Source organism: Azospirillum sp. TSO35-2, assembly GCF_003116095.1.
Taxonomy (GTDB): Bacteria; Pseudomonadota; Alphaproteobacteria; order Azospirillales; family Azospirillaceae; genus Azospirillum.
The window spans coordinates 168267-177428 of sequence record NZ_LGRA01000018.1; the positions used below are offsets into that span (position 1 = coordinate 168267).

The window sequence follows — 9162 nt, forward strand, 5'->3', positions numbered from 1 at the left end:
ACGGGCCGGCCAGCCCATCGCACCCCGTTTTGATGCCGGTTGAGCGTTACCGGGCGTTACTCCGCCGCCATCGGCTGCACCGCGGGCGGGGCACGGAAGGCGGCCAGCAGCTTGGCTTCCTTCGCCTTGGCCGCCGCCACGTTGCGGGCCTTGACCGGGCCGTAGCCGCGCATCTCCATCGGCAGGGCGGCGATTTCCAGCGCCAGGGCCAGGTTGTCGCGGGTCAGGCTGTGCAGGACCTCGCCCATCACCGCCTCATAGTCGGCGATCAGCTGGCGTTCCTGGCGGCGCTCCTCGGTGCGGCCGAACGGGTCCATCCAGGTGCCGCGCAGGCGCTTGCCCTTCGCCAGCAGGCGCAGGGCCGTCAGCATCCACGGGCCGAAGCTCTTCTTCTTCGGTTCGCCGCCGTCCTCGCCGGTCTCGCCCATCACCGGCGGGGCCATGTGGAAGGTCAGCTTCCAGTCGCCTTCGAACATGCGGGCGACGTTCTCGACGAAGCCGCTGTCGGTGTAGAGCCGCGCCACCTCATACTCGTCCTTGTAGGCCATCAGCTTGAAGTGGGCGCGGGCGACCGCCTCGGTCAGCGCGGTGGAGCCGGGGACCTTCTGCCCTTCCACCCGCCGGGTCCAGTCGACCAGCGCGTGGTAGCGGGCGGCGTAGGCGGCGTCCTGGTAGTCGGTCAGGAAGCGGTGGCGGCGCTCGATCACCTCCTCCAGGCTGGTGGAGGCGCGGCGCTGGTCGAGCAGCAGCGACGGGGTGGCCGGCACGACATCCTGCGGCTTGGCTGCGGCCTCGACCGACGCCAGATCGACGGCGGCGCGGCGGCCCCACTGGAAGGCGTCGCGGTTGAGCTGCACCGCCACGCCGTTCAGCTCGATCGCCTTCAGGATCGACGCCTCCGACAGCGGGATCAGGCCCTTCTGCCAGGCGTAGCCCATCAGGAACGGGTTGGCGTACAGGCTGTCGCCCAGCAGCGCGGTGGCGAGCTTGGTCGCGTCGAAGGCGTCGACCATGGCGTCGCCGCCACAGGCCTTGGTCACATCGGCGACCAGATCGCGCACCGGGATCACCATGTCCGGGTTCTTGATGAAGTCGGCGGTGATGCTGTCGTGGGTGTTGACGACGGCGCGGGTGCGGCCGGCGCTCATCTTCGACAGGCCGTCGCCGGCCGCCGCGACGATCAGGTCGCAGCCCAGCACCGCGTCGGCCCCGCCGGCGGCGATGCGGACGGAGTGGATGTCCTCCGGCGCCTTGGCGATGCGGATGTGGCTGGTCACCGCGCCCCCCTTCTGGGCGAGGCCGGTCATGTCGAGCACGCCGACGCCCTTGCCCTCGATGTGGGCGGCCATGCCGAGCAGGGCGCCGATGGTGACGACGCCGGTGCCGCCGACGCCGGTGACGTACAGGCTCCAGGTCTTGTCGAAAGCGGGCAGGGTGGGGGCGGGCAGGCCGGCGCCGTCCGCGGTCTTGGCGGCGGCCGGCTTGGGCTTGCGCAGTTGGCCGCCCTCGACCGTCACGAAGCTGGGGCAGAAGCCCTTGGTGCAGGAATAGTCCTTGTTGCAGCTCGACTGGTCGATCTGGCGCTTGCGGCCGAACTCGGTCTCCTGCGGGATGACGGAGACGCAGGACGACTTGGCGGAGCAGTCGCCGCAGCCCTCGCACACCAGCTCGTTGATGACGACGCGCTTGGCCGGGTCGACCATCTTGCCGCGCTTGCGGCGGCGGCGCTTCTCGGTGGCGCAGGTCTGGTCGTAGATCAGGACGCTGGTGCCGCCGACCTCGCGCATCTCCTTCTGCACGCGGTCGAGGTCGTCGCGGTGTTCCACCGTGGTGTATTGCGGCAGGCCGCTGTTGATGCCGTACTTCTCCGGCTCGTCGGTGACGACGGTGATGCGGGTGACGCCCTCGGCGCGCAGGGTCTGGGCGATCGACTGCACGGTCTGGGTGCCGTCGAAGGGCTGGCCGCCGGTCATCGCGACGGCGTCGTTGAACAGGATCTTGTAGGTGATGTTGACCTTGGCGGCGATGGCCTGCCGGATCGCCAGGATGCCGGAGTGGAAATAGGTGCCGTCGCCCAGGTTGGCGAAGATGTGCGTCTCGTCGGTGAAGGGCGCCTGGCCGACCCACGGCACGCCCTCGCCGCCCATCTGGGTGAAGGTGTCGGTCGAGCGGTCGAGCCACGTCGCCATGTAATGGCAGCCGATGCCGCCCAGCGCCCGGCTGCCGGCCGGCACGACGGTGGAGGTGTTGTGCGGGCAGCCGGAGCAGAAGGTCGGCTTGCGCACGACGCGGGCGACATGGGCCTTCTGCTTTTCCTGGGCGTCGAGGAAGGCGATGCGGCGCTTCAGGTTCTCGTTGTCGATGAAGCGTTCCAGCCGGCGGCCGATGACCACGGCGATCTGGGCCGGCGACAACTCGCCGGCGCTGGGCAGGATCCACTCGCCATGCTCGTCGAACTTGCCGACGACCTTGGGGCGGACATCCGGGTTCCAGTTGTAGAGCTGTTCCTTCAACTGGTTCTCGATGACCGCGCGCTTCTCCTCGACGACGACGATCTCTTCCAGCCCCTCGGCGAAGTGGCGGACGCCGTCGCGCTCCAGCGGCCACGGCATGCCGACCTTGTAGACGGTGATGCCCCAGTCGGCCGCCATCTCCTCGCTGATGCCCAGCTCGTCCAGCGCTTGGCGGACGTCGAGGTAGCTCTTGCCGGTGGTGACGATGCCGAAGCGCGGGCGCGGGCTGTCCATCACCACCTGGTCCAGCTTGTTGGCACGCGCGAACGCCAGGGCGGCGTACAGCTTGTGCTTCATCAGCCGGTATTCCTGCTCCAGCGGCGGGTCGGGCCAGCGGATGTTCAGGCCGCCCGGCGGCATCGCGAAGTCGGTGGGGATGACCGGGTTGACGCGGTGCGGATCGATGTACACCGACGCCGAGGTGTCGACCGTCTCGGCGATCGTCTTCATGGCGATCCAGCAGCCGGACCAGCGGCTCATCTGCCAGCCGATCAGGCCGTAATCCAGGATCTCCTGCACCCCCGACGGGTTCAGGACCGGGATCATCGAATGCATGTAGGCGTGTTCGGACTGGTGCGGGAAGGTGGAGGACTTGCAGTTGTGGTCGTCGCCGGTCAGCACCAGCACACCACCGTTCTTGGAGGTGCCGGCGGCGTTGGCGTGCTTGAACACGTCGCCGGAGCGGTCGACGCCGGGGCCCTTGCCGTACCACATGGCGAAGACGCCGTCATACTTGGCGCCCTTGAACATGCCGACCTGCTGGCTGCCCCAGACGGCGGTGGCGCCCAGCTCCTCGTTCACGCCGGGCTGGAACTGGATGTGGTTCTTTTCCAGGAACTTGCGGGCGTTCCACAGATTCTGGTCGAACCCGCCCAGCGGCGAGCCGCGATAGCCCGAGATGAAGCATCCCGTGTTCAGCCCGGCCGCAAGGTCGCGCTGGCGCTGCATCATCGGCAGCCGGACCAGGGCCTGCGTGCCGGTGAGGTACACGCGCCCCTGTTCAAGCGCGTATTTGTCATCCAGTGACACGGTCGCGAGAGCCATCGTTCCATCCCCTCCCATCGCTCGACGGTCCAGCGGGTTCCTCTGCGGAGTGCTGGCTCACCGATTTGTTCGCTGGGCGAAAAGGTAATGAAGGCTGTCGTATGTAGCAACGCCTGTCGTCGGCCGTTCCGCAAAAAGCAAGGAACGGCGCGGCAACCGGCGGTCTTCCGTAACGGAGCGTATGGAATGCCCGGCCTTGTGGAAATTCCCGCTCCGTGCCCCACCGTCGCCCATGCCTTGGAAGGGATATGGGGTGGACTCTAGCCGCGCGTCAGGGGGGATTTGCCGGGTGGCGTCGGGCTGCCGCCCTCCGGCCAGCCGCCGAAGTCGCCACCGTGGCCGCGGGACGCCAGCGTGCGGACGCTGGCGCGCAGCGTGCGGATCAGGCACAGCGCCACCGCCATCGTCTGGGTGCTGCCGTCGGTCCCGACCAGCCAGCGCAACGCGGCGGCGTGGGCCTGCAGGGCGTCGGCGTAGCCCTCAACGTCGGGCTCGACCCAGGTGACGCAGGTCGACAGCGACGCGACGATCGACGAGGCGGCGGGATCGCCCGAGGTCGCGACCTGAAGGTCGGACAGGGCGTGGCGCAGGCGGCTGCCGATCGGGTCGGGCCGCTCGACCGCCGCTTCCAGCTTGTCGAGCGCCAGCAGCAGCCGCACCCGCTTGGGGTCGTTGCTGCGCAGCGTGGCGGCGCCGGGGTCGGCCGGCGGCAACGGCGCTGCCGGCGGCGGCAGTTGCGCCATGCCGCCGGTCAGGGCGCGGCCGGCCGGCGGGTCGGCGCGGTTGCCGGTTGGCGTGCCGGCGGCGGCGCCGGGCGTGGGGGCGTCGCTGCGGCTCTCGCTCCGGCCGGCGGTGCGGAGGGCGCTGTCGTGGCGGTTCAGCACCGCGTCGATCCGGCGGGCCAGCGTCGCCGCCGGCACCGGCTTGGCCAGCACGGTGTCCGCCCCGGCGTCCCAGGCGCAGCGCACCGTGGTCAAGTCGGCGTTGGCGGTCAGCACGATGATCGGTAGGTTGGGGCGCAGGCAGCCGGGCGACTGGCGCACCCACTGGATCAACTGGGCACCGCCCACCGGTTCCATCACCCAGTCGGTCACCATCAGGTCGAAGGCTTCGCGCCGCAGCGCTTCCTTGGCGTCCTGGCCGTTGGCCACCGCGGTGATCTGGCCGACACCCCAGAGACCCAGCATGTCTTTCAACGCCCGCTGCAGCAGCGGGTTGTCGTCGACGATCAGGATCTTGGTCGGGGTCGCGGGACGCTTCGTCATTGAGCGGTTCCGAATGCTGCTGCCATCCCCCCGATATCCGCCTCCGGGCGCCGCTTTTCATGGGATGGGGACGGGTGACAGACCAATGAGACGTCCGTTGCACCGTTGGACTGGCAAGGGTAGCCACTCCACCCTTCGAAAGGATTGGGTGGATCATCCGTCACCACTTTCGATAGGGCGGGGTGGCGCGGTCGGCTTGCATCAGAAAACGCTGATGGGAGTGGACGGCCCCACCGCAGGGTCCTATGATTTCCGAGTTGTCTGGTAGGACGAAAGGGGCAGGGCGATGGACGGCGGATGTTGCGGTGGGTCCTGCGGCGGTGGCGGCAGCAAGAGTTCCGGTGGCGGCCCGACGGATTTCCGGCACACCATGCGCATGGCGATGGTCGTCAACGCGCTGACCGGCGTGCTGCTGCTCGCCGCCGGCAACGCGACGCAGGCGGTGGCGCTGTGGGCCGCCGGGCTGCTGTTCCTGAACCACGCCGCGACGCACGGGCTCAGCCTGTGGGCACCGGGGCTGGACACCCGCGGGCGGCTGTCGCTGCTGCAGGGGGTGGCCCTCGGCGTCGGTGCGCTGGCGGTGGTGGTGGCGGCCGGCCGTTCCATCGCCGGGATGACGGTGCCCGACGCGCCGCTCGCCAGTCTGGCCCTGCTGCTGGCGCTCGGCGTCAGCGTGACGGCGGCGACCCTGCTGTTCGCCAACCGGCGTGGCCGCCTGTCGGCGCGGGCGATCTGGCTGTGCTGCCGCAAGGACGTGGCCCCGCTTGCCGCCGCCCTGGCCGGTCTGGCCGGGGTCTGGCTGCTCGACGACGGCGCACCCGACGCGCTGGTCGGCGCGGTGATCGCCGCAACGCTGCTGCCGGGGGCCGCAAGTGCCTTCGCCCTCTCCCGCCTCTCGCGCAAACGCAGTTTGCGCTGACGGCGGGAGAGGGATTCAAGCGCGATCACCCCTGAATGCCCTCACAACCGCACTTGACAGCTCCCCCGCCTTGTGTTGGCCTTAGCCCCATGAACATGTCCTCGCCCCTCCTGTCGCAGCGTTGGTGGCGGCCCGATCCGATCGGGCCGGCCTGGCGACGCGCGTGAGCGTGGATTGAACGAAAAGGCCGCCCGGTGCATCCGGAGCGGCCTTTTTCCTGACCCCAGGCGGTCACAGCGGAAATCGACAGGCAGGCGGAAGCACCGGACGGCGTCACCCCGGCAAGACGCCCGCATCGGAGCCCGCCCGCCATGATCGCCCCTGACATCTTCCTCGCCGATCCCGCTTTCCTCGACCCGCTCGCCTACCGCACCGGCGGCGGGCTGGCGGTGCGCCGCAGCGCCGTGCCGGTGGACCCGGCCGAGGCGCTCGACGCGCTGGTCACCGCGCTGGACGAACGGCGCGGCCTGCTGCTGTCCGGCGGGGTCGAGGCGCCCGGCCGCTACCGCCGCGACGCGCTCGGCTTCATCGACCCGCCGCTGTCGGTGACCGCCCGTGGCCGCACCGTCCGCATCGACGCGCTGAACCCGCGCGGCCGGCGGCTGCTGCCGGCGGTGGCCGACGCCTTGCGCGACCATCAGGCGTTGGTCGGGCTGGAGGTCGCCCCCGGCCGGGTCACCGCCCTGGTGCGCCGCCCCGCCGGCGTCTTCACCGAGGAGGAGCGCAGCCGCCAGCCCTCGGTCTTCGCGGTGCTGCGGGCGCTGATGGCGCTGTTCGCCGCAGCCGACGACCCGTTCCTCGGCCTCTACGGCGCCTTCGCCTACGACCTCGCCTTCCAGTTCGAGCCGATCCGGCGCCGGCTGGAGCGGCCGGACGACCAGCGCGACCTCGTGCTGTATCTGCCCGACCGGCTGCTGGTGGTCGACCACGCCGCCGGGGTGGCACGCCGCTTCGACTACGACTTTGTCGTCGACGGGCTGTCCACCGCGGCGCTGCCGGGCGGCGGCCGGACCCATGGCTACCGTCCCGACACCAACGCCGCCGCGGTCTGCGACCACGCCCCCGGTGAGTATCAACAGGTGGTGGAGACGGCGAAGGAGGCGTTCCGCCGCGGCGACCTGTTCGAGGTGGTGCCCGGCCAGACCTTCGCCGAGCCCTGCGCCGACCAGCCCTCCACCGTGTTCCGCCGCCTGCGCGCCGCCAACCCGGCGCCCTACGAGGCGTTGATCAACCTCGGCGACGGCGAGTTCCTGGTCGCCGCCAGCCCGGAGATGTATGTCCGCGTCGGCGGCCGCCGGGTGGAGACCTGCCCGATCTCCGGCACCGTGGCGCGCGGCGCCGATGCCCAGGGCGACGCGGCGAACATCCTGACGCTGCTGAACTCGGCCAAGGACGCGGCGGAACTGACCATGTGCACCGACGTCGACCGCAACGACAAGGCGCGGGTGTGCGAGCCGGGCTCCGTCCGGGTGATCGGCCGGCGGATGATCGAGCTGTACTCCCGCCTGATCCACACGGTGGACCATGTCGAAGGGCGGCTGCGCGAGGGCTTCGACGCGCTCGACGCCTTCCTGACCCACGCCTGGGCGGTGACGGTGACCGGGGCACCCAAGCGCTGGGCCATGCAGTTCCTGGAGGACACCGAACGCTCGCCGCGGCGCTGGTACGGCGGCGCCTTCGGGCGCATCGGCTTCGACGGCGGGCTCGACACTGGGCTGACGCTGCGCACCATCCGCATGCAGGACGGCGTCGCCTTCATCCGCGCCGGCGCCACCCTGCTGGCCGACAGCGATCCCGACGCCGAGGACGCCGAGTGCCGGCTGAAGGCGTCGGCCTTCCGCGACGCCGTGCGCGGGGCGGCCGCCGCAGCGGTGCGGCCGGTGGCGGTCGCGCCGTCGAGCGGCCGGGGCAAGCGGGTGCTGCTGGTCGATCATGACGACAGCTTCGTCCACACGCTGGGCGACTATTTCCGCCAGACCGGGGCGGCGGTGACCACGCTGCGCCACAACCACGCGCGGGCCGCCCTGCGCAACGACCCGCCCGACCTGTTGGTGCTGTCGCCGGGGCCGGGGCGGCCGGCGGATTTCGACATCGCCGGCACCATCGGCGCCGCGCTGGCGCTGGGCGTGCCGGTGTTCGGCGTCTGCCTGGGGCTGCAAGGCATGGCGGAGCAGGCCGGCGCCACGCTGGACCGCCTGCCGGAGCCGATGCACGGCAAGGCGTCCACCCTGCGCCACCAGGGCGGGGCGCTGTTCGACGGGTTGCCGCAGGGGATGCGGGTCGGCCGCTACCACTCGCTGGTGGCCAAGCGGGAGACGCTGCCGGCGGAGCTGCGGGTGACGGCGGAGACGGCCGATGGCACCGTGATGGCGATCGAGCACCGCCGGCTGCCGCTGGCCGCGGTGCAGTTCCATCCGGAGTCGATCCTGACGCTGGACGGCGGCCACGGGCTGGCGCTGATCGGCAACGTCATGGCCCGGCTGGCTGGCCGCCGGATCAGGGAGTTGGTGCCGGAATGCGAAGCGGCGGCCTGAGGCCGCCGCGTCCGATCGAAACCGTGGAGCTGGTGGTGGTGGCGGTGGGTCCCGTCACTCCACCATGCCCAGGGCTTCCTTGTAGAGTTCCAGGATGGCTTCCTGTTCCTGGCGGTCGGCCTTGTCCATCTTCCGCAGGCGGATGATCTGGCGGATGATTTTGACATCGAAGCCGGTGCCCTTGGCCTCGGCATAGACTTCCTTGATGTCTTCTTGCAGGCCGCGCTTTTCCTCTTCGAGACGCTCGATGCGCTCGACGAAGGATTTCAGGCGATCCGCCGCGATGCCGCCGACGTCGGACATGACAAAACCTCAAACGAAAGGGGTGTTCGGGAACGGGGCGGGACGATATCGGGGGGCGGGGGGAATGGCAAGCGGGCGATGCGGCGCAACAGGATTGCGGCACCTATCCCTGCGGCGCAACGCCGCGGTCATTCGATGGTACAAGCCTTGGTCTGGGCAGGATGTGAACAGCTGATGGCTGTTTTGTCTTAACATTCGAAACAATCATACGATTGGGCAAGGCCGCTATTCCCTTTGTTGCGATGCGGTGGATAGGCTGGTATTACCATCGGTGTGTCTGGCTTCACAAAGTCACATGGATCCGGCATGTATGCGCGTCGTCCAAGCCGATTGCGTCCAGGCCGATCGTTCACGGGGGTGCCGGGATCGGCGTATTAGAGGCAGGGGAGTTGTATTCAATGAAAGTCGCCATTCCAAAGGAGCGACGTGCGGGCGAACTTCGCGTGGCCGCCTCGCCGGAGACGGTGAAGAAGCTCAAGGGGCTTGGCCTCGACGTGGTGGTTGAAAGCGGGGCCGGTCTCGGCTCCAGCCTGCCCGACGCGGTGTTCGAGGCCGCCGGCGCCACCATCGCCGCCGACGCCGCG

General features: G+C 69.9%; 5 protein-coding genes and 1 pseudogene. 3 read left to right on the forward strand and 3 right to left on the reverse strand.

Annotated elements, in window-relative coordinates; translation table 11 throughout:
• Positions 1-56: 56 nt before the first annotated feature.
• On the reverse strand, positions 57-3557 hold the full coding sequence (locus TSO352_RS11780; protein ID WP_109107540.1) for an indolepyruvate ferredoxin oxidoreductase family protein: 3501 nt from the start codon (positions 3555-3557) through the stop codon (positions 57-59).
• A 260-nt stretch (positions 3558-3817) separates the two neighbouring features.
• Positions 3818-4822, reverse strand: coding sequence for a response regulator (locus tag TSO352_RS11785; RefSeq protein WP_109107541.1), 1005 nt, complete (start codon positions 4820-4822; stop codon positions 3818-3820).
• A gap of 370 nt (positions 4823-5192) precedes the next feature.
• Between TSO352_RS11785 and TSO352_RS11790 the strand changes: the two genes are divergently transcribed.
• Both TSO352_RS11790 and TSO352_RS11795 read left to right on the forward strand, forming a co-directional pair.
• Positions 5193-5741, forward strand: a complete 549-nt coding sequence (locus TSO352_RS11790; RefSeq protein WP_247872050.1) for a hypothetical protein — start codon at positions 5193-5195, stop codon at positions 5739-5741.
• A 311-nt stretch (positions 5742-6052) separates the two neighbouring features.
• Positions 6053-8275 carry an anthranilate synthase gene (locus tag TSO352_RS11795; RefSeq protein WP_109107543.1) on the forward strand — a complete coding sequence of 741 codons (2223 nt, stop codon included), beginning with the start codon at positions 6053-6055 and terminating at the stop codon, positions 8273-8275.
• A gap of 54 nt (positions 8276-8329) precedes the next feature.
• Here the strand turns inward: TSO352_RS11795 and TSO352_RS11800 are convergent, their stop codons facing one another.
• Positions 8330-8578 carry a DUF2312 domain-containing protein gene (locus TSO352_RS11800; RefSeq protein WP_045582193.1) on the reverse strand — a complete coding sequence of 83 codons (249 nt, stop codon included), beginning with the start codon at positions 8576-8578 and terminating at the stop codon, positions 8330-8332.
• Positions 8579-8976: 398 nt separating this feature from the next.
• Between TSO352_RS11800 and TSO352_RS11805 the strand changes: the two are divergent.
• A pseudogene (locus tag TSO352_RS11805) lies at positions 8977-9162 on the forward strand (NAD(P)(+) transhydrogenase (Re/Si-specific) subunit alpha); the annotation flags it as partial.

What these genes read in the sequence shown, in the direction of transcription:
- TSO352_RS11780 (WP_109107540.1), bottom strand. Translation starts at nt 3,557, where the DNA reads ATGGCTCTCGCGACCGTGTCACTGGATGACAAATACGCGCTTGAACAG.
- TSO352_RS11785 (WP_109107541.1), bottom strand. Translation starts at nt 4,822, where the DNA reads ATGACGAAGCGTCCCGCGACCCCGACCAAGATCCTGATCGTCGACGAC.
- TSO352_RS11790 (WP_247872050.1), top strand. Translation starts at nt 5,193, where the DNA reads ATGCGCATGGCGATGGTCGTCAACGCGCTGACCGGCGTGCTGCTGCTC.
- TSO352_RS11795 (WP_109107543.1), top strand. Translation starts at nt 6,053, where the DNA reads ATGATCGCCCCTGACATCTTCCTCGCCGATCCCGCTTTCCTCGACCCG.
- TSO352_RS11800 (WP_045582193.1), bottom strand. Translation starts at nt 8,578, where the DNA reads ATGTCCGACGTCGGCGGCATCGCGGCGGATCGCCTGAAATCCTTCGTC.